Origin of the sequence: Vibrio sp. 14N.309.X.WAT.E.F5, assembly GCF_030397615.1 — a bacterium.
Lineage (GTDB): Bacteria > Pseudomonadota > Gammaproteobacteria > Enterobacterales > Vibrionaceae > Vibrio > Vibrio lentus.
Genome location: NZ_JAPNXR010000001.1, coordinates 431,909 through 455,304, shown reverse-complemented (window position 1 = coordinate 455,304; position 23,396 = coordinate 431,909). Strand labels below are relative to the sequence as shown.

Sequence of the window (23,396 nt, the reverse complement as noted above, 5' to 3'; positions counted from 1 at the left end):
TAGCAAATTAGCGCCAAGCTCAAGGGCTCGGCGCTACGTAGCAATGTTGATTACGCTTTATCAGTCTCAACCGTTTGGTTAGAACTAAAAAGAAGCGCATCGACGATTTCTTTAGAACGCACAGCCAACACAGAAAGCAGCGTATCACTCAGACCGTGAGAAGATTCACAGCAACCCTGTAGGAAAATCTTAACCTCGCAGTTTGACTTCATGTCTAATTGGTATGAACGCCCTACCGATTTGCTATCAATCAAGGGTTCAATCGAGCTGAGCATTTGGTTGAACTCATCGTATCGATAACCAGTAGCAAGAATGATCGCATCGTATTCATTCCATGCCTGTGTTTTGTTTATCGTGTTATTTAAGCGCAACGCTACTTTATCGTCTTTCATTGCCACTTCTTGGATGTCATGACAACGTAGATGTTGATGGTTACCTTCCCCCGTTACTTTCTGCAAGTAAAGAAGCTCATAAATCGCGTTAAGCTCCTCGGTATCCACAACTGAATAGTTGGTCGCGCTAAAGCGAGAAAGAATGTGATCACGTTGCTCTTGTGTGCTTTGGTACATATGGTCAGTAAACTCAGGGTCAAACACCTCGTTTACAAACGGGCTGTCATCAGCTGGGTGCAATGCAAAGCGGCGGTTAACCATGTGAACTTCACCATCCGCATAACGGTTTGTAAGATCAACGAATATTTCAGCGGCGCTCTGCCCAGCACCCACGATAGCGATTTTTGGCTCTGAGTTTGGCTTAAATGTTTCACGCCACGCTTTGTACTTCGAGGAGTGGATGATTTGTTCGTTATCATGACCTTCAAACTGTTTTGGAAGCTTCGGCATCCCTCCCATCCCAACAATAAGGTTCTTAGCGATTCGAACTGTCTGATTACCATGTATATCGGTAGAGGTCACTTTTACTTTGGAGCTATGACCGTTTTCATCAATCGCTTCAATATCAATCACTCGCTGGCCGTAATTTACGCGTTCTGAGAACTGATTAGCAACCCAAGTCAGGTAGTCGTTAAACTCAACACGAGAAGGGTTCATGCTGCCTAGGTTGATGAAAGCGTTTAGCCGGTCTTTAGTGTGTAAATAGTTTACGAATGAATATGGACTGGTTGGATTTCGTAACGTCACCAGATCTTTCAAACAAGAGATTTGCATTCTTGTTCCATCAAGCAACATGCCGCCGTGCCATTCAAAATGAGACTTTTGCTCCAAGAAGCAATAACTTAAGCCTTTATCTTTAGCTTGCTCTTCCAAAGCAATGGCTATCGATAAATTAGCAGGACCAAAGCCCACTCCGAGAACATCATATTCCTTAATTTGTTTCGTCATGTATAACCTCATAATAATTTCTTTGAGTACAAAGCACCCTCTTCCAACTCCCTTTCCCAGTACTTGCCGCTTAATTATTAGAACTCGTTACTGAAAAAGCTGTCTTTCAACTGACACATTAAAGCCGCACGTTTATGCGGAAATTCAAATTCTTTTACTTTGGCAAATCCATATTTCTGCAGATATCCGATCATCTTGTCGTTATCGGCTCTTGGCTCGCTAACAATCTTTTCTGTACGGGGATCTGATAGATAGATGAAGTGACAAACAGAAGGCAACCAAGCAGCAACTTTATGTGCACCACGGTGGGATTCTTCACCGACCAACATATGAATACCTCGGTCATAATCTCCCGCCGCGTAATAAGGTGCGATTCGGTCTTCTTTGGTCCAGTACACTTCGATATAAGCGAAAGGCTGATTGTCTAAACACACAACAAGAAGCTGATTCTTGTTGTTTTTAACTGAATCTTCTAAGTACTTTCTGTGTTCTTCCAGTGAGCCCGTTTGCTCCCAGAAATTCGCTACACGCTGGCTGTTTTGCCACTTATTGAAGAAGGTTAAGTGTTTGTCGACATCTAAGCCTTCTAGAGTGAGAACAGCGTTAAGGTCGGGAATATAACGGCGATATAACTCACCCAACAAGGGCTTTGGTCTAGCTGGGTGATACCCTGCAGCGTCGAGGATTTGTTTATGGGGGTAAAGCGTTCGGTGTCGATTCTTAAGCCAAAGTTCAGGAACTTGCATAATGGCTTCACGCCATAGCACCTTTAAGCCCTCAGCAGTTTCAAAGCACAAAGAATCCAATACTTCACTTCTAAACAGCCCAAGCTCAATCGTTCGAATTTCGGGGTTAGCAGAGAATAGAAGTGCAAAAGCAGAAAGTTGCTCCGTGTTTAACGCTGTCATTTGAGTTAAACGCCAGAACTGGTTTGTTTCACGCACAACTTCAACCACACCGGAACTGACTTCAACGCAGTAACGGTCTTGTTCCTCACTTAAAGAAACACTCTGCCCATCGGGCAGAGTGTTCAGAGGCTGGTGCTTACCAGTCATAGGTTACGCTCGCAATTACGTTACGACGGTCACCGTAAAAACAAGAACCAGAGCAAGTCGCCACGTATTCTTTGTCCGCTAAGTTCTTCGCTGCAACTTGGAACTTGTAATCTTCGATTCGGTAACTCAGTGTTGCGTCAAACAATGTGTAAGAAGGAACAACGTTAGTTTCTGTATTATCGGCATACGAATCGCCAACGTAACGCGCGCCAGCACCGACGGTTAGTCCATCTAGGGGACCACTCAAGAAGCGATAGTTTGCCCAAGCCGAAGCCAGTTGATCAGCAATTTGTGACGGAGTGTTCCCTACAATACTGTTATTTGCATCCTCGGTAATTTCAGAATCAATGAACGACACATTACCAATCAAAGTCAATGCTTCGGTTACGTTTGCCACCGCTTCTAGTTCAATGCCACGATTGCGGACTTCACCAATTTGCGTGAATTGATTTGTGTACCTACTCTTCAAGTTCTCTTTCGATACTTCAAACGCTGCAATGTTGAAATAACCGTCGAAACTACGCGGTTGGTATTTCAAGCCCACTTCGTATTGCTCACCACGTTCTGGTTTCGCAGGGTTTTTATTGTCATCGAGTTCGATAATAGGATTAAACGACTGTGCGTAACTAACATAAGGCGTAAAACCATTATCCATCAAATAAGCAACGCCGAGGTTAGTTGTCCACTCTTCGTTATCAACCTTAGTCTTAGCTCCGGTTGTTGTGTTATGTGTCTTGTTTTCAGAATCATCATAGCGAACACCAATCTGAACAGCCCATTTGTCAGCAATCATCATTTGGTTTTGTAAATACAGACCCAATTGGTGGTTTTTTGTTTTAGTCGTTTCACGATCCGACTCTGTATACGGTTGCTGGCTAACCGGATTGATCAAAGCGACATTGTTGCCATATGTAGGGTCAAAAATGTTAAACAGTAGGTTTCCATCAACTGCGACAAATGGGTCTGAGCCAAGATTAAATGCAACACCGTCTGTAGGATAGTCCTTACTATCGATATCAATATTTTGGTAATCGATACCAGCCAACAAAGTATGTTCTACGATGCCAGTGGTAAAGGTGTGCACAATACGGTTATCGATATTAAATGCGTCAGACGAGCCTTCTTCAGTAGTAGCCCCGCGTAGAATATTACTGCTTGTGGGGTCAGGAAAGCCCAAGTCTTTCGCATAGCCAACCGTGTACATTTGACGAAGGTTGATGTCCATCTTGCTGTAACGTGTGTTCTGCATGAAGTAGGTGCTATCATTGAAATGATGTTCAAATTCATAACCTAATGACAGTTGTTCACGCTCGAACGTTTCCCAATCTGTATTACCTACTGCAGTGCTATCACTGATTTTGCCATTTGGATTCGAGGTTAACGTTCCTTCCATTGGTAAAAACTGTAGGTACGGGTCAGAATCGTCTTTCTGGTAGCTCGTTAGTAATGTAATTTTTGTGTCGTCTGTGAATTTATAAGCCAGAGAAGGAGCGATGAAAATGCGTTCAGCTTCTACACCATCGACACGGCTGCCATTTTTACGCCCAAGCGCTTGCAGACGAAACGCCATTTTGTCATTAACTTCAGAGTTCACATCTAAGCTAATTTGCTTGCGATCATCAGTACCGTATTCGATAGCAAATTGACCAGAACCACCGTCAAATTGAGGGCGCTTGCTCACAACGTTAATTACACCACCTGGTGGAGTTTGACCATACAGTGCAGAGCCTGGACCACGTAAGATTTCAACTCTCTCCAATCCAAACGGGTCGATTTGCCAGCTGTAGAAGCCAGATGAGTACAAACGTGTACCATCTTGATACAAGCCGCTGTTTGCTTGCTGAAAACCACGGATAACAAACCAATCTTGCTTGTTGTCTTCACCAAAGTAGTTCGCTTGAATACTTGGTGTGTACTGCAGTGCATCGGCAATACTGATTGACGCTCGATCGTCCATTTGTTCGCGAGTCACAATCGAAATAGCGCGCGGCGTTTCACCTATCGCAACGTCAGTTTTGGTTGCTGTGCGACTGCTTAAACCCACGTAACTAAAATCTGGACCTACTGAACTGTCTTCAAGCTGCTGACCAATAACAACAACGGTTTCATCTTCGTTGGCCTGAACCATTCCTGACGATATAACTAAAGCGACCGCAAGAGCTGTTGGGGTGCGCATAAAGTGCCGATTCATATATTTCTCCTTCAATACGGCTATGAACCAATTGTAATAAAAGCACAAACAATAACGATAATGGTTATCATTGCGATTAATAATTTAACGAAGTGTACCACGTAATTTTCAAAAAAAAACATCTCAGCAATAGATATTTATAAAATTATTCACAATACAAATGCCTGTATAAGTCTTTGATTACTTTATTGTTCTGCACAATTCCTAAATGATCAGTATCTACAACAACGGAATATTGGAGTTCGTTATGCTTATTCAACCCTTTTGATAACAGCTCTGAGCGCCCATTTGGTTGCCCTGCCCACCAACAATGCAACTGGGTTTTTATGCTTGGTAATTGATAACCGCGACACAAAGCACGCATGTGTTGTTCAACAGCCCAGCTATAGAGCATTTGTTTTGCGTTGTCCGCCATGTAGTGGTCGAAGTTATTTTCCGCTAACCATGTATTAAAAACTTCTGGCCACCTTGGAGGAGGCGCAGAATCGAGCAACTGTAAACATCGCTGCCGTTGCGCTTCCGTAATTGAACCAAGCAGCAATGAAATATGCTCTATTAGTTTGGTTTTTGAGGTTGGTGAGTCCCACTGATCTTCAGTAATTTCAGTCCCTGGCACATAGCAATCGAGTAACCCGACGAATGCAATATCGTCACCATTCTTCTCTAAACGTAGTGAGATTTCCTGAACGAGTGCCCCGCCCAATGACCATCCAACTAATCGATAAGGGCCATGAGGCTGGATCTGTTTGATCGTTTGGTAGTAGGTGTCGGCCATATCATTAAACGAGGAATCAAATAAATTCTCTGATATAAAGCTCTGTGACTTTATGCCAAATACGCTTCTATCGCCTTCAAGCGCTTGTGCGAGTCTCTGGTAGCCCGTCACACGACCCGTTACCGGGTGAATACAGAATAGGGGCTCATTTTCGTCAGTCGTGTCATTGAGTTTTTCCACGAGTCGTGGATTCGCGGAGCATTGATTGGTATTTAATGTCTTGCGTTCTTTATTCATAGCACTGACAAGCACCGTTAAACGCTCGACATAGCGCTCGGCTATTTGTTGAATATCGTCCAGTGAATAATGCGTTTTCGCAAATTCCCATGACAGGCTTAACTGCCCAGACACAACCTGAGAATTGACGACAAGTGGCGTCAACATCTGATTGAGTCCAGATTGAGGTAGGCTTCCGTCTTCGATAGGCGTACACCAGTGTGCAAACCCGTCACTTGAGTACTGGCCGAGATAGTTAAACGTTGCACTTGCTCGATAACTATCAGTAGTACCTTTGTTTAAATGCCTCACGCCATAGCCGATACCGCCATCTTGCTTAACGCTCTCTAGATAGCCATGGGTTTGGTTGAGCACACCAAGAATATCTGGTTGGAAATGCCCAATCATTGGATACAAACTTGTCGTCCAACCTACCATTCGTGATAGATCAACGCCTGAGAAAACAGAAGCTTCTCGACCATGTCCCTCTAGATACAGAGAAATTTCAGGTTGCCCTTCATTCGTCAATGCTGACACTAACGCAGTAATCAACACGCTTTGGACATCGCCATTACTGGTGTTTGAAACACGCAGTAACGTTTGAGTTAGATCATTCGATAACTCAGTTTTGTAGACTTGTTTGTCTTGGTAAAAGGCAGGAATTATCTCTTGTTTATTTTCTATGGAATCAGCCGATTTTTGGGTTAATTCATGCCAAGAGTATTGCATCAACTTACCTTGCTCGCTTGATGACCACTTATCAATTGCTTGAACGGTTTCATCCATTGCACTCGAATTCGGCATCAGTTCGATAACTTGCCCTGCAACTTGTTGTTGATACGCTTTCCAGAGGTCATCTAATAGAATTCGCCAAGACACACCATCCACAGCTAAGTGATGAATCGCTATCATCAAACGATTCGGTGCTGCATTAAATTCTGCATATCCAGCTTGAATCAACCTTCCAGCCCCGATGTCCATACTTTGATGGATCTCTTGCGCAAACGCTGAAAACGCTTCTTCAGAATCCACCGAGGTGCGCCATAGGTACTCACGTTCCTGATAAGGTTGATACTGTTGCTTCCAATTACCCTGATGCTGATTAAACGCCAATCTCAAACTTGGGTGTTGTTTTACCAGTGCTTGAATCGCCAACTCTAAGTAATCAGTATTCATGTCTTGTTTAAGCTCGACACAAATATGCTGATTCCAATGATCAGGCTCTGTAAACTCTTGAGCAAAGAAGTGTGCTTGTATCGGCATCAATCCAAACTGTTCTTCAGTCAGAACACGCTCTTTTGCCACTTTATGGATATCAAGCATGCACGCCAGATCACTTAAGGATTTAGCTTCAAACACTTGCTGTGGTGTTAAGTTGTAACCCGCAATGCGTACTTTGCTCACCATTTGCAAGGAAAGTATAGAATCACCACCCAATGCAAAGAAGTTATCCGAGCAGCTTACTTCCTTGATACCTAGCAGTTGCTGCCATATCTCTACGAGCAACGCCTCTTGTTCGGTTTGAGGTAACACAAACGCCACAATCGATTTGGTGTTCCCGCTAATCGTCGGCAGAGTTGTTCTATCGATTTTTCCTGCCGGTGTTAGAGGAAGTTTATCTAGCACCATTAATTGGCTTGGTACCATGTAATCAGGGAACTCTCGTGAAAGCGCTTCGAGAATGTAATCAAGCTTAAAGCGATCAGGTTCACTACTCTGCAAATAACCAAACAACTGTTTTTGTTGACCAGCTTCTTTCACAGCCACAACACAATGTTCAACCTTAGATATTGCTTGGAGGCGGCTTTCGATTTCGCCTAACTCAACACGAAACCCTCTGATCTTCACCTGTTGATCTACACGCCCTATGTATTCCATAACACCATCATGATTCCAACGAACCAGATCTCCAGTACGATACATCCGCTCGCCCATCGATTCGTTTCTGCCATTACCGTTGTTAGTAAACGGATCAGGTATGAAACGCTCAGCAGTTAAGTCAGGCTGTTCCAAGTAACCACGAGCAAGACCCACTTCTCCGCCAATATATAACTCTCCGACTTTGCCAAACGCCACCTTATTCAGCTGTGCATCCAAGATATACAAGCGACGCTCACCGACAGGTTGGCCTATAGGTGCGTAGGCACTGCTTAGTTTATCTTTCGGGTACGCGCGCCAAATCATCGGTGTGACAACGGTTTCGGTTGGTCCATAACCATTGATAATACGAGGAGGGTTCACAACCTTCTGCAAACGTTGATAGGTTTCAGCGGTAAAGGCTTCGCCACCCAATGTCCAAGAACGCACATTAATAGATGGTTTTTGATATTCAATCCAATCTAGCAAAGGGCCTACATAACTAGGCGGGAAGCAGGCAATGGTGATTTTATCATCACATAACACTTCACAAGTTTTCTCTGCACTCCACAACGCCTGATCTCGAATAACGAGCTTACTGCCAAACGCTAATGGGACGGTCCAACGCTCGACGGCGCCATCGAAACTAATTGAGGCGAAGTGAAGTTCAACATCCTTTGGTGTCATACCATATTGTTTACCAATGGTTTGAACGTGCATCGACAAACCAATGTGGTTAATCGCCACGCCTTTGGGTTTACCTGTAGAGCCTGACGTATAAATGATGTAAGCCAGCTGTTCAGGGAGTATGGTTGGTGCGAGTTCACTCTGTTTGTCTGCTTGGTCTTGTTCATACCGTTGATCTAGTGAGTTATTTAAGTCTTGTGAACCATAAGCGAATGAACCTGGTTGAAACGAGGAGACATCAAACTCAGAATGAATGTATTGCCAACGTAATTCTAAGCCTTGCTGGGTGATCACAAAGCCAGCCTTAGAATCCTGAATCATGAAAGCCAGACGCTCGGTTGGGTAATCTGGATCCAGTGGCAAAAACGCCCCACCCGCTTTCATTACTGCGACCATAGCAACAACCATTTCTACGCCTCTTTCAAAGAGTACGCCGATAGCTTGGTCGCGCTGCACGCCTTGGGCGATAAGTTTGGAAGCGAGTTGGGATGAAGCTGAATCCAATTGCTGATAGCTTAATTCAAGATCTTGATGTTTTAATGCGATGGCATTTGGCTGTGCTTTCATTTGAGCATCGATCAATTCTATAATTGACTTAAAGCTCCATTGCCCTTCAGGTTGCGATAGCCTTTCTAACACGGATGCATCATGTGACGTCAGGTGATTAATTTGCACTAAACTTGTATCTGCTTTGTATTCCAACTCACCAATCAGATTTTCAAGTATGGCATTCAGCTCAACCATGGTTTCTGAATCGATTCGATCCTTGGAATAAGTCAGCACGATACGCGTTTTTAGTTCAGTCTCGCGAACATCCAATGCAATATCGAATAACGCAAATTCACCACTTTGATCTTCCGACGACAGCGTAAGTTGATTGTCTAATTGAATCTCATCAGCCAATGAATTTTGATGATTAAAAAGCACTTGAAACAAGGGTGTTTGTCCTGCTTTTCGGTCGTAAATCTTTGACTCACTATTGTTTTGCTCAGTCTTGAAAGCGTTGACCAACTGATCGAATGGCAATAGTTGATGTTCTTGCGCCTCAAGTACTTTGTCGTGAGCCCCATTAATCACATCAGATAAAGAGCTGTTAGGCGTTATAGATTGCTGAATCACCATGGTATTCACAAAGAAGCCAATCAGATTGGAAACCTCATATCGTGTGCGATTTGCCATCGGTACACCGACTGAAATATCTTCGCGATACGTGACTTTCGCTAAAGCCGCCTGCCAAACACCTAACCATAGGCTTGACGTTGTCACCGACATTTGGCGGGCAATCTGTTTGAGTTTTCCAGATTGCAACTCACTCAATTCATAACTGATAGCATCGGCAGTACGTCTTTGATTTGGGATAACTTCACTGTACCAAGGAAACAACATGGTTGAATCTGATAGTGCAAGTTCGCCCTTCCAAAACTCAATATGTTGATGCCCTTTCCCCGCATCTAACAAAGCACTCTGCCAGTGAGAATAATCACGATATTGAATCGGTAACTTAGGTAGTTCGCCTTGTTGATAAAGAGTTATCAGCTCATTTAAGAACACACCTATCGACCAACCGTCAGAAACAATATGGTGCATGACGAGTTGTAACTTCCATGCACCGTCATCAACTTTCAAACACTGCATACGAATCGGCAATTCAGTCTCAAGCTCGAACGGCTTTGCGATAAACGCTTGTTGAGCGTCAAGAACTTGCTGCTGATTCCAACTTTTGGCATCAACACTCACCGGATACATAACCGCTGCGTTATCGACAAACTGAATAACCTGATCCGTGGCGTTAGTTATAAAGCGTGTTCTTAACACATCATGACGATCCACCACTTGATTGACGAGATGCGTTAATCGCTCTGTATCCAGATCTCCATTTACCTGAAACGTGCCAGACATGTGATAGGCACTGTTCCCCTTATCTAAGCGATAGATATCCCACAGGCGTTGCTGCGCCGGGGACAACGCCACTTGTCGTTCACTACCAACCGATACAATCGGTAGCTTTTCGAAATCTAAGCCTTTGTTACTCAGCAGTTCGATGAACTTGATTTGTTCTGGTTTACCCAATAATAAAAAGCGTTTTGCTAATGCTTGTTTGTCGATTTTTCCTTGGCTCGTTGTCTTGGGTTGAGTCATCGTTTTGGAGTGACTCTTTGTTTCTAGTTGGATATTATCTTTTAGGTGGCTCATAGCAGCTCCAGTTCGTCCATCAATGCTGCCATGGCATCGAATTCGTCTTGTTCATGTTCATTTTGTGTTTGATATTGATTTTGCAAGCTATCCGTTAGTGCCTGCAGGCTATTGGCTTCGAAAAAGTCTTTAAGTACCACCTCTAAGCCAAGCTCTTGATGTGCCTTAGCTACCACTCGAGTTGCTAATAATGAATGGCCACCCAGAGCAAAGAAGTTATCGTCCAAGCCCACTTGAGGGACTTCTAGAACCTCTTCCCAATTAGTCGCAAACCACAATTCCAACTCCGTTTCCGGTGCGCGGTATTTGATTGATTGCCATTCAGGCGCTGGTAGCGCTTTTCTATCTCGTTTGCCATTAGGAGAGAGTGGCATTTCGCCCAACCCAATCAGTATCGTTGGCACCATGTAGTCTGGAACATGCTCAGATAGATGTTTCTTCAGGAGCTCTTGCTTGTCTTGTTCCCAGTGAGAGTCGATGACATAGCCAACCAATTGATCGCCCGTTTGGTGTTTAAAGGCGATCACCGCAGACTCTTCAACCCAGTCCAGTTGATTGATCACATTCTCAATTTCTTCTAGCTCGATTCGTAAACCGCGAATTTTGACTTGGTTATCCAAGCGACCTAAATACTCCAAACGACCATCGGCCATTTGCACCACTTGGTCACCAGTGCGATACATTCGACTGCCAGCTTCTCCAAATGGATTCGGTATAAATCGATCAGCCGTTAAATCCGGTCGAGCTAGATATTCACGCGCTAATCCAATGCCCGCTAAATACAGCTCACCGGGCACACCAATGGGTACCGAGTTCCAGTTATCATCAAGGACATAAAGTTGCGTGTTGCTGATCGCGTAACCTATTGGGATACGTTTAGAAACTGGCAACTCACAAGGCCAATACGTGACATCAATCGCCGCTTCCGTTGGTCCATAAAGGTTGTGCAGTTCGACAGGCGCATGGCTAAGCACCTGCTCTACAAGATCGGCAGGCAATGCTTCTCCACTACAGATGATACGTTTGAGTGACACACAATCCGAGATATTGGTTTCAACCGAAAATGCATTCAACATCGATGGCACAAAGTGAAGTGTGGTCACTTGTTCTTGTTGAATGACTTCAGACAACACACTTGGCTGACGATGAACCTCTGGCGGTGCGATCGCTAGTCGTGCACCAGTCATCAATGGCCAGAAGAACTCCCATACCGAAACATCAAAGCTAAATGGGGTTTTCTGTAACACACAATCGGACTCATTGAGTACATATTCTTGTTGCATCCAATTCAAACGGTTTTGTAATGCAGCTTGAGTGTTTACCACCCCTTTGGGCAAACCCGTTGAACCAGAAGTAAAGATCACATACAACGCCTGCTCTGGATGCCAGTGAACCAAAGGTGGTACTGAAGGTTGTCCCGATACATCAAGCTTGCATAAATCGACATACTCACAATCTTGGCTTTGTGGCCACAAGTGCACCGAGTTTGAGTCAGTCAATAACAGGTCAATGTTGGCTGATTGCAGAATATACTGCAGTCGCTCTACTGGATAACTCGGATCCAATGGCACATATGCACCACCAGCACGAGTGATAGCATGTAAGCCAATGACCAATTCAAACGAACGCTCAAGCCCTAATCCAACACGAGTTTCAGAATTCACTCCTTTATCTCGTAACCAGTTTGCTAGTTGATTGACGCGCTTATCAAACTCTTTATATGTGAGAATTTTACCTTGCATCGATAGCGCTATCGAGCCAGGTGTTTTCTCTACTTGATGCTGAATCTTGTGTGACGGCGTCACAAACCCACCCCAATCAAGGGACGTGTCATTGAATGCTCGGTTTTGTTGCTCTGCTGTCTCGTCTATCAAATGAAGTTGGCTAACTAACCCATCACTATTTGTAGCTACCCTATCTAAAAGTAATAACCAATGACCAAGTAACGCTTGTACGAAATCTTGTGTGAAAATCGGTGACACATAGCTTACGAAACCAAGCCACTTACTCTCAGACATCTGTTGGATGTCCATACCGATTTCGAGCTGAGCATTCACAACACCCGGATCAAATGGCTCAACATCCAGCCCCCCTTGCCAATCAAAGAGCTCTGCCTCATCAAAGCGCTGGAAGTTGAAACTGGTTTGGAAAACGGGATGGTATTGCAAATTCCCAGTAATCCCGAGTGATTCAACCAACATTTCAAATGGGAAGTCTTGCCTGCCCAAAGCTTGCTCAGTGAAAGACTTCACCTGATGCAATAAATCTGAGAAAGATTGCTCCCCATTAAACTGAGCCAGACTCACCAAGCTGTTGATGAAACACCCTTGTATCGTCTGTGTTTCAGGTTGTGTGCGACCAGCAACCGGCACACCAACACGCACTTGCTCTTGGCCGGAATACTTGTGCATCAACAAATGCCACAGTGTCAGCATTACAGTGAAAGGAGTCGTGTTATGCGACGTTGCCAATTGAGTGATATTAGAAACTTGCTCATTCGTCAGTTCAAAGTGAAGTCGGTGACCTTGTGTTTCGGTTTGTTCTCTTGGAACATCACTGTGCAGCACTAGAGGGTCGATATCGTATTTCAACGCGTCCAACCACCATGATTTATGCTCACTCGCTTCCTCGGACTCAAGCCATTGCTTCTGCCAGTTCACATAATCTGCATATTGAACATCATGAATAGCAGGAGTCTCAAAAGCTGCTGACTCCCCAGATTCTAAATATGCAGAAATCATCGATTGATAACAGACGGCTAACTCTTTTAGCAGCAACTGCATCGATATCCCATCAGAGATAATATGGTGCGCTACGATCAATAGCTCAGCCTGTTCAACACCATTAGATCGCTCGGAAGCTCTTACTATCCAATCAAAGCGAATCAACTGGCCTTCAGCGAAATCAAACGGTTTAGCGATCAGTTCTTTATATGCTAAGAGTCTTTGTTCATCGGACACTAAGCTTTCGTGCATCCCAAGGCAGATCTCACGCTCAGGATGGATAGACTGCATGAGCTCACCTTCAACCTGACTGAAGTTAGTTCTCAAGATCTCATGGCGTTCAACTAACACATTGATTGCACGCTCAAGGGCGGCAACGTTCACATTGCCCGTGAACTTAAGTCCTAGAGGCATGTGGTAAGCAGCACTGGCTGGCAACAGTTGTTGCACGAACCATAAACGCTTCTGCACAGCGGAGGCTGGCATGTAAGGCAGCCTTGAAGCTCGCGCTAAGGAGACGACTTCGCCCCTATTTCTAACATCTGTCAACATACATTGAGCAGCAAGATCTTTAAGTACTGGTGCATCGAACACCGCCTGTAATGATAATCTGATGTCGTCTTGTTGACTCAACCTTCCAACTAACTGGGTCGCCAGTAACGACTGACCACCTAAGGCAAAGAAATCATCCTCACGGCTTATCTGTTCTTTATCAAACAGCGCTTGCCACTGCTTTGCTAAAGTCAACTCAATCTCACCAATCGGCGCGATGTAGTCTGCGCTGACAACCTCTTGCCAATTCGGCATTGGTAAGCGTTTCTTATCCACTTTACTTGCTGGAGTCAGTGGAATCTTATCCATTTTGACAACTTGGCTAGGTACCATGTAATCGGGAAGATCTTTTGCAAGATCTTGTAAAGCACCTTCGCTAGACAGCACGTTATCGCTTTGAATATAAGCCACCAGATTTTTGCCTGACGGGCTGTCACAAGCAATGACCGCACATTGCTCTGAACCTGTGATCTTTTGTAGACGAGATTCAATTTCGCCCAACTCAACCCTGAACCCACGAATCTTAACTTGCTCGTCGCTACGCCCGAGATACTCCATCACTCCGTCTGAACGCCATTTCACCACATCTCCGGTTCGGTACATTCGTTCACCGTTATTTGAGAATGGATCGGGAATAAAGCGTTCTGATGTTAAGTGAGGACGCTCAAAGTAGCCCCTAGCTAACCCGACTTCTTCGCCAATATAAAGTTCTCCGGCAACACCTGTAGGCACACGATTGAGCGCAGAATCCAACACATATAAGGTTCGGTTTCCGACAGCCTTTCCGATAGGTGCATAGGCACTTTCTAGCTCAGTATCAGAATACGCTTCCCAAATCATCGGAGTCACAACCGTTTCAGTTGGGCCATAACCATTAATAATTCTTTTTGGTTTTAGTACGTGTTGTAGTCTGAAATAGGTATCGCGAGTGAAAGCTTCACCACCGAGTGTCCATGAGCGCACATAGAGCTCTGGGTCGCTACCCTCTATCCACTCCAACAACGGCAACACATAACTTGGAGGGAAACACGCAATTGTTACCTGTTCACGAGTCAAAACGTCACAAGTTTGTTGTGCACTCCACAACGATTGGTCTCGAATCACTAAACGAGAGCCGAACGCCAATGGCACAGTCCAACGTTCAATCGCACCATCAAAGCTTATTGACGCAAAATGGAGTTCAACATCGCTTGCTGTCATGCCATAGCGTTGACCTATGGTTTGAACATGCATGCTCAAACCTTGTTGCGATACACAGACCCCTTTCGGTTTGCCCGTAGAACCCGATGTATAGATCATATACGCCAGTTGGTCCGGCAAGATGACGGGGGTATCATTAAGGTTTTTAGTTAGATCAAACGAGTCATAACTAATGATTTTCGCTTGGTTCCCAATCTGATCCCCTAAAGACTCACTCAACGCATCATGAATCAATACTCGCGCGCCACTGTCTTGAATCATGAAGTCTAAGCGTTCTTGAGGGTAAGAAGGATCTAGAGGCAAGAATGCTGCGCCCGCTTTCATGATGCCCATCATCACGACCAGCATATTACAGTCACGCTCAAACAGCACACCGACAATATCATCGCGCTTTACACCTTCAGTGATCAACCTTGAAGCTATCGCAGCGCTTTGTTCAACCACTTGTTGGTACGTTAAAGATTGTCTTTGAAGGCCATTCTCGACTTCAACGTTAGAGACTAACGCCTCATCATTTGGGCGCAGTAACATCTGTTTTGTAACCAAGTCGGTAAACGGTTCAAATGCCCATGGTTCCGGTTGACGGTCAAACGACCTAAGTTCACGCAACTGATCTTCAGCTAATTCAGATAATCGGCCTAAATCTTCGGCTAGGTGTCCCACTAACTGAGTTAAATAATGTCGATTAGTTGCACAAAGCACTTCAATCTGTTGAGACGTAAATTTACTTTCGTCGTACGCGAAAACAATGCGAAGTGAGTCACTCGGCAAAATTGCTAAGGTTAACGGGTAATGAGTAAATTCATAGCTTTCAGGTTCGCCAATACTAAACTCGTCGTTACCTTTACTATTCAGAAGCGCTTCATCTAACGGATAGTTTTCGAAGACCACCAAGGTGTCGAATAAGTTCTCTCCTGACCAACCCGTCTGCGCTTGGATATCAGATAACGATGAATAACTGTACTCACGCTGTTCACTTGATGAGGTTTGAATATCCAACAACCATTCGGATACTCGCTTTGAAAGGTCAACTCGGTGCGCAATAGGCAAGGTATTAATAAACAAACCAACCATAGAATCACTATGAGCAAGCTCTGTTGGGCGCCCTGCTACCGTGTTTCCAAATACTGGAACCTCTTGCCCTGTAAAGCGATTCAATGTCAGTAACCAAGCCGCTTGCGTTAGCGTATTGAGCGTCACACCAGCTTGGTTTAGTTTAGGTAACCATTCGCTGACGGTTTCCGGTGAATAATCATCATTGTATCGATGGAAGCTAGACACCTTGGAATCAAATGCCTCAGTGTTCGATTGTCCAAAGGATTCTGCCAAACGCGTCGGTGATTCCATATCTTGGAGGTAATGCTGCCAATACTCATTAGACTGGTTTTTGTCTTGGCGCTGCGTCCAAGCCAGATAATCAGAAAACTCACCTTTGACCGGAGTAATAGCACGACCTTGGTACAAGGCGAACAAATCACTGAGTAGCACCCCCGTACTCCAACCGTCCATTAAGATATGGTGAATCGTGAAAATACACTGCACTTGATGGTCGTGAGTTTGAATGAAATCAACACGCCATAAAGGTTTTACCTTTGAACGCTCGACAACTTGCTCTAATTGAAAGCCACCCTCAACCCTTAGTTGCTTATATCCCTCAATATCAAATTGGCTGCGCTTACGAACATCCAACACCTCATAGTCCAAGCCAAGTTCTGCCCATTCCGCGAGATAAGCGTTCCCATCAAATGAGAACAACGTTGAACGTAGCATTTGGTGTCTTTGCATCACACCTTGCCAAGCCTCTACCATCTTTGGCACATGGACATTGTTCAAAGGCAATGTGATTTGATTGACGTAAGTGCTGTCACTATCAGAGAGCTTCGCGTGGAAATACAGGCCTTGCTGTAACGTTGATAACGGTAGAATCGTGCTAGGTAAATCGGCAGCGGTACTCACACACCCGCAAAGTTGCTTAAACTGGATTTGAGATAAATCGACCAATGGTGCATCGGCTTTCGTCAATATAGGGCTGGCTTCTATAAACAAGTCATGTAAACGTTCGATACTGCTGTCAAATGCCGCGTGTAAAACATCAATTTCAAATTCATTGAAACATCCATTGTCTAATTCGATATCCCACAATAATGCTTCTTTGACCACAGACGCATTGATCACAATGGCTGCGTCTGCGGTGTTAGACTCATCTCTCCACAGGCCTGTGTTAGTCACCTCTACTGCGTCATTAATCTGTTGAGCCGCATTACCAAGATAGTTGAACAGCACATCCATTTCGCCAACATGAGGCCAAAGGTTTTGTATAACACCAGCGTGGAACGTGACTCCGCCAAGTTGGTCAGCATCAAAGCTGTCTTTTATGGATTTAACCCACTCTTCCAACGAATCAAGAACCGGAATAGCTTGCGGATACAACGAGGTATACCAGCCGACAGTTCGGCTGAGATCGAGTCCAGAGTCCTCGGTAAAACGGCCATGCGATTCGCGATGAATAGTTAACGCTTTACCTTGATTTAACGTGCTTACGGTTAAAGTACTCACAAGGAACACTATTTGTTCTTGTGTAAGACGTGCAAAGCCAAATCCAGCTTTTGTCAGAGCTTCTATTTTTGATAACGGCGTATGCCAGTGTGTCGAAATAGGTTTACCACGTGGCGTGGAATAAAGTGGCTCCTTGGTTTGTTCTGCCCAATAAGCTTGTTGGTCATCAGATATCGACAGTGTATTTAAAGCATTTGCCCAATTTCCTTGATGATGCGTCTTTTGCGTAAGTAGATGCGGACTAGAAATACCTCTTGGCTCATATGAAAGCTCTGATGTAGGCTCTGAAACGTACAGTTTAACGAGATCTTCGATAATGACTGGCCATGAAAGCGCATCAACTGCTAAGTGATGAATAGCGATTAACACTTCACTATTCTCGGCCGATTCATCTAAGCCGTCCATACTCCGTATGCCAACCGCACCTATCACACCGTTGATTAAGTCTATGCTCGTTTGAACTTGGTTTATATTTATCTCGCTATCAAACGAGTGAATCGTAAACTCAACATCGTCTTGGTAATTTGCCGTCATTCCAATTGCGGTATCAGCAGAGAAACGTAATCTAAGCGCATCATGATGTTCGATAAGGCCGCGGAATGCGTTAGTCAATCTTGCTAAATCAAACGGATAGTCCCATTTAAACTGGATATATTGGTTACAACGACTTAACTCAAAGTGTTTGATGTATCTTTGCTGAATCGGCAACAACGCCACTTCACCTTGGAGTTTGTCTTGTTCAGCTACGACAAGTTGTGCTTCTTCTAAGTTCTCCGCCATATCTTGTAATTTTGGAAAATCGAAGACTTGTTTAGGAGATAACATGTAGCCCTGTTGACGCAGCTTTCCGACCAACTGGAGCGCCATAATCGAATCACCACCTAACGCGAAGAACTGGCTGTTCGCACCAACACTCTTCACTTTAAGTAATTCACACCATACTTCAGCAAGCATTACTTGTCGGTTGGTCTCAAGTGCACCTTGATCACTGCGTATCTCTGTCCAATCAGGAGCAAACAGCTCCTTTCTATCGACCTTACCAGCCGGAGTCAGCGGCAATCTGTCTTGAACAATAATACAAGCAGGTACCATGTAGTCAGGCAATGTTTGCCCTAGCAGTTCAAGCCATTGTGATTCTTCATTTCCATTCGAACTTTGCAATTGAGGCGTATTTGACTGGGCATTGCTTTTTTGAACTTTGTTTAGCTGGACATAGCCTACAAGCTTTTTACCCGTAGGTGATTCGTGATCAACAACAGCACAAAACTCCGCACTAGAGAGCGCTTGAAGTTGAGATTCAATCTCTCCGAGCTCAACACGGAAACCACGGATCTTCACTTGTTGGTCAACACGACCTAAATATTCCATGACGCCATCATCACGCCACTGTACGAGGTCTCCCGTTCGATACATTCTCTCGCCGTTACTTGAAAATGGATCGGGTAAAAAGCGTTCCGCGGTTAAATTAGGCTGTTTCAAGTACCCTTGAGCTAAGCCCACTTCTGAACCAATATACAGTTCTCCACTGCAACCGAACGGTACTTGGCTTAATTCAGAGTCAAGCACATACAACTTCCTATCACCTACTGGTGTTCCAATCGGTGCATACGCGCTGTTCATTATATCGTCGGCATACGCTTCCCAAATCATCGGCGTGATCACCGTTTCAGTTGGGCCGTAGCCATTGATGATTCGTGGCGGCGCTAACACATTTTGAATACGATCAAAGGTCTCGCGGGTGAAGGCTTCGCCACCTAAAGTAATAGAACGTAATGACAGTGCAGGCTTCGTCGCTTCAATCCAATCGAGTAGCGGGCCTACATAGCTCGGAGGGAAACAAGCAATAGTGACTTTTTCTTGCTGCAATACATCGCAGGTTCGTTCCGCAGTCCATAGCTCTTGGTCCCGAATCACTAGTTTTGAGCCAAACGCTAATGGCACAGTCCAACGCTCAACGGCACCATCAAAGCTGATGGAAGCGAAATGTAATTCTACGTCCTCTTCGCTCATGCCATAGCGCTGGCCTATGGTCTGAACGTGCATGCTCAAACCTTCATGCGATATGGTGACGCCTTTTGGCTTTCCCGTTGAACCAGAGGTATAGATGATATAAGCCAGTTCTTCTGCCAACGGGCGATTAAAAGAATTATCTGAAGGAAAGCTCGCAAGCTTTGCATTCTCAATACAGAATTGAGTGACACAGTTACCTCCACTCAAGACGTCTCTACATCTATCGTTAGATTTTGAGTGAGTGAGAAGTAATTCTGCCCCGCTGTCTTCCAACATGAAGCTTAATCGTTCCGTTGGATAATCAGGGTCTAATGGTAAGAACGGCGAGCCAGCTTTCAAAACTGCGATCATAGAGACGATCATATCGACACCGCGTTCCATCATCACACCGATTGGTGATTTGGCCGCTGTGCCTTGAGATAAAATAGAATGCGCTAATTGGTTGGAGCGAGTCTCTAGTTCTAGGTAGCTCATTGACTCGTTTTGGTGTTTTAACGCAATGCTGTTCGGGCACTTAAACGCTCGTTCAGTCACTAAGTCAGTGAATGGACGGTATTGCCATAAGTGGTCACCTGAACCATATTGATCAATTAATCTCATGTCTTTACTTGATAAAGCATTAACTGAGGCGACAGCAGCGTTAGGTGATTGAACAATGGTCGCTAAATTAATCTTAAAACTTTCGATAAATTTAGTAATAAACGGTCGGGTAAACTTCTCTTTTGCATAGACAAATCGCAGCGGAGCATCACCTTTATTGATGACATCCAACACCAACTCAAACGGTGTTTCTAATACTGGAAACTCTTCAAACTCAGCAAACACTCCGTTGGTGTTAATCGATAATTTGTCACCATGATTTCTAAAATTTAAAGCGGTTGTCGGTAGCGGTAAATCGCCCACTAGCGCCTCTAGCGGCGTGCTTTCAAATGCGAGCGATGCTTTCATAGAAGCGTGGGTATTATTGACTAGCTGCGACAACGACATTTCAGCATCAATGCGATAGCCCATCACGGCACTATTCACATAGAAGCCTACCGTTCTTCGGTTCTGAGCATTACGGTTTAGCGCTGGAACACATATAGAAGGATGAACATTGGAAGAGTACTGGCGTAACGTTAGCATCATTGCCGACGCTAACACCTCAAACTTAGTAGCGCCTAGCTCACTCCCTAACAGCTTGATCGAATCATTGATCTCTTTAGATAAATGAACAAGTTCATGTCTTGCCCCATAGGTGTCTTGCGACTGGTCATTCAGGTTTGATAACGACAGCGACTCTTCACCGATAAACTGATTTTCTATCCATGCCGCTTTCTGTTGCTTATAGATATCAGACTTTTCTGTACTAGCCTGCTCAGCTGCGTAATCAAGATAACTTTGAACCTCTTTTCCACTGTAGGCTTTGCCTGCAACTGAGTTGACTAGCATTTTAATTTTGATTTGGAATGACCAAGCATCAGTAACGATGTGATGAGTGGCAAGCAACACAGCGAAGCGATGTTCACTGACTTGATAAATACAACAGCGAGCAAGATTGCCTTCCAATAAATTAAACGGTTGTTGCCAACGTTTGCGAGCATCTTGATTAATAACTTCAACCGCATCCGAGCCACCCTGCATGTCAATACAATCATAATCAACAGGACTAAAAGGCAAGACGCGTTGAGCCGATTTTCCCTCAATTTCGGAAAACTGACTTCGTAATGAGGGAAATGCCGACACCATTTCATTTAATGAATGTTGGATCTTTTCAGCGGTGATATCTTTACCTTCAAACCAAAGTAAACCACCCAGGTTATAGGCCAGGCTCATCGGTTGTAATTGCTGAAATAACCACAAGCGTTGTTGAGAGTATGAGAGCGGGTTCCAAGGCGTTACGGAATCCAAAATTTGTTCATCATCCACTGACATTTTTATTACCTAAACATGAAATTTGGTTGCAGAAATCCTCAATTCGCCCGTTATAGGCGAAAAGTACAGGTGCTAACTAAAAGTTAAACGGGTTTAGTGTTCTAGAGCGTCTATCGCGTCGCGTAAACTTTTCGGACGCATATCAGTCCAAACTTCTCGGATGTGCGCAAGACAATGTTCTTTTTTGCCTTTTACACCGACCTCAGTCCAACCATTGGGCACTAAGTGGTAGGTTGGCCAAATGCTGTATTGTTCTTGTTCGTTTATAACAACGGTAAATTCCGTATTTGGGCTATCGATACTCATTCTTTCCTCAACTAACTTTGTTTTATTATGTTTTTGAGCCTAACTCGGCTCTTAAAAACTCAAGCGACAACACTTTCTAGTGCTTGGTGCGCTTGAGCCAAATTCCCTTTACTCAACTCAATAAGATTGCCGGTATCCATTTTGAAAATGCGGTCTGCGGCATCAAAATAAGCGTCATCATGAGTAATCGCGATTACAGTCACCCCACGCTGTTTAAGCAATGGTAGTAACTGGCGGTAAAAAAGTTTTCTAAAGCGTGGGTCCTGATCAGCGGCCCATTCATCAAGCAGAATACAACCGCGTTTTTCGAGTACTGACATCATCAGTGCCAGTCGCTTTCGTTGACCTTGTGAATAGCGAACATCACTCAACTTACCTTGCTTGTGATCGACCTTATGAGCCATTTCAAGACGTACCATCCACTCGTCAATATCTTTGCTATCGATGTCTTGACCTTCACCATCGACAATTTGATGGAATAGATGAAAATCACTGAACACAGCCGAGAATTGATGGCGATAATCTTGCCAGTGCGCTTGAGCCACCTCATTACCATCAACATAAACTTGGCCAGAATGCGGTCGGTAGAGCCCGGTAAGCAAACGAGCAAAGGTCGACTTACCACTGCCATTTCCACCAATAATGAAGATGTGTTCACCGCGTTCTATTTTAAAATCGATTGGACCTACGCTGAATGCGTCGCCATCAAAATCTGAGCGATATCGATAGCTCGCTCCCACGAGTTCTAGTGTGTTGAATACTTTGGTTTTTGCCGATTTCGGACTCAAGCTTCGATCGGTACTCAACTCTAACGACGACAACTTCTTCATCGAAATATTGGCAGTAATCAAGGTTGGAATTGAACCTACTGCAGACATCAATGGTGTTCTCATAAACAACACAACCAATGCGAATGTAGATGCGACTTCTAACGTCGCCCAACCTAAACCAGTCGCTAGGTAAAAGTTCAAACCAATCAGCGCCAATACCACGGTGTTCGCCATGTTGGCAGCAAAACCATTTAGGATATCGGCCTGTGTCACTTGATTGCGGTAACCTTCAGCATTGACTGAAAACGTTTCATCAAAGTAACGCTTAGCTCTGAATGGGTTTAAAGATAGCTCCTTACGACCATCAATTAAGGACTGGTAATCGTGATACAACTTGTCGTCGTACTCACGAACCTGTTTAACGTGTTTAGTGATGCGCGTAACAAGCAGATAGCCAATGACACCGGTTAACGACAGCATTAAAACGCTGACAACAAACAGAGGCATAGACAAAAAAGCCAGGTAGACCAATGCCACCACCGTTAACACCAAGCCATAAATCAGCTCAGGCAAATGTACGAATGCGATAGTGATATTTCGAATGTCAGTATTAAGTGACGCGAGTACCCCTGCACTTCCAACCTTCTCGACTTGTTCTATATCGGTATTCAACAGTTGAGAGACCAATTCACAACGCTTGTTATAAACGAATTTATGTCCCAGTTTATGGAGAGCAACTTGAGCAACGGTGGCTGTCACCAACAAACCAATCAGCAGCAAAGTAAACTGAATTAGGGTATTGGAAAGTGGACCACTGCTTTCAAGTAACTTATGCTGGATAAACGCAATCACGCCCACGCTCAAGAACGCACTCGCAATACTCAATAAGATCACGAACAACAGTGACTTTTTCTGTTTTTCAGCCAGCAATAGGATCAATCCCATTTCATATACACCATTCAATTAATTATTATCAATAAAGAAAAAGATAAACCCGTATAAACCAAGTACGATAATCTTGTTGTTTAGTCTTGGCCTCTAGAAGCTAAAC

General features: G+C 44.3%; 7 protein-coding genes. All 7 read right to left on the bottom strand.

All coding sequences use genetic code 11. The features are described from left to right. Positions 1 to 50: 50 nt before the first annotated feature. Positions 51 to 1,340 (bottom strand): lysine N(6)-hydroxylase/L-ornithine N(5)-oxygenase family protein, encoded by a 1,290-nt coding sequence (locus OW495_RS02000; RefSeq protein WP_289884649.1) that lies wholly within the window; start codon positions 1,338 to 1,340, stop codon positions 51 to 53. A 77-nt stretch (positions 1,341 to 1,417) separates the two neighbouring features. After that, positions 1,418 to 2,395 (bottom strand): GNAT family N-acetyltransferase, encoded by a 978-nt coding sequence (locus OW495_RS01995; protein WP_289884648.1) that lies wholly within the window; start codon positions 2,393 to 2,395, stop codon positions 1,418 to 1,420. Next, entirely contained in the window at positions 2,385 to 4,571 is a 2,187-nt protein-coding gene (locus OW495_RS01990) for a TonB-dependent siderophore receptor (RefSeq protein WP_289884800.1), read from the bottom strand. Before OW495_RS01990 ends, OW495_RS01995 begins: the two co-directional genes overlap by 11 nt. Positions 4,572 to 4,731: 160 nt before the next feature. Then, positions 4,732 to 10,260, bottom strand: coding sequence for a non-ribosomal peptide synthetase (locus OW495_RS01985; protein WP_289884798.1), 5,529 nt, complete (start codon positions 10,258 to 10,260; stop codon positions 4,732 to 4,734). 50 nt (positions 10,261 to 10,310) lie between these two features. Continuing rightward, a complete protein-coding gene (locus OW495_RS01980) occupies positions 10,311 to 21,269 on the bottom strand; it encodes a non-ribosomal peptide synthetase (RefSeq protein WP_289884647.1) in 10,959 nt (3,652 codons plus the stop codon). A 93-nt stretch (positions 21,270 to 21,362) separates the two neighbouring features. Next, the gene (locus OW495_RS01975; protein ID WP_017110665.1) at positions 21,363 to 21,575 is read right to left on the bottom strand and encodes an MbtH family NRPS accessory protein; all 213 of its coding nucleotides are present in this window, start codon (positions 21,573 to 21,575) and stop codon (positions 21,363 to 21,365) included. Positions 21,576 to 21,634: 59 nt separating this feature from the next. Next, entirely contained in the window at positions 21,635 to 23,290 is a 1,656-nt protein-coding gene (locus tag OW495_RS01970) for a multidrug ABC transporter permease/ATP-binding protein (protein WP_102514590.1), read from the bottom strand. Between the last annotated feature and the right edge of the window lie 106 nt (positions 23,291 to 23,396).